Raw genomic sequence first — 760 nt, forward strand, 5'->3', positions numbered from 1 at the left:
TAGCCTCAAACCGCCAACGTCAACTGGTAGAAAGCTTGCTTAGCAACGGCATCCGCACTCGCTTCATCATGGAGCTCATCTCTGCGGTAAACGAACAAATTATCGAAAAAGCCTTTGAACTGGTGGTGCCACCAGCTTTGCACGACCACTGTTGTTTGATCGTGCTAGGCTCAGAAGGGCGTGGCGAGCAAATTCTTAAGACCGACCAAGACAACGCGCTCATTATTGAAGACGGGCTAGAATGGCCGCATTGCGAACAAGTAATGCAATCATTTACCCATACTCTGCAGCAGCTTGGTTACCCACTCTGCCCCGGCAAAGTGATGGTCAACAACCCGAAATGGGTCAAAACACAGCAAGAGTGGATCCACACCTTAGATCATTGGATTGCGAAGGCGGAGCCTGAACCAATCATGGACTTAGCGATTTTCAGTGACGCACATGCAGTAGCAGGAAATCGAGAGCTTCTCACCCCAATAGCAAATCACCTCAGAGACAGCACGAAATATCGCATGCTGGTTTTGTCAGATTTCACGCGCCCTGCTTTGCAATTTTCCGTGCCCCTTACTTTGTTTGGCAACGTAAAAAGTGCCAAGGATGGTTTGGATATCAAACGTGGTGGCATCTTCCCTATCGTGCATGGTATTCGCACCTTGTCGTTGGAATATGCGATTGAAGAAAAAAACACCTTTGAACGCATCGAAGCACTAAGAAAAAAACGCATCTTAGAACCTGAGACCGCAGACAACTTAAACGAAGC

Annotated in this window: 1 protein-coding gene; it reads left to right on the plus strand. The window is 47.9% G+C overall.

Translation table 11 applies throughout. The features are described from left to right. Positions 1–760, plus strand: a 760-nt coding sequence (locus R7Q46_RS26650; RefSeq protein WP_318078152.1) for a DUF294 nucleotidyltransferase-like domain-containing protein, incomplete at both ends; no start/stop codon positions are given.

This window comes from Vibrio sp. 811 (assembly GCF_033339195.1).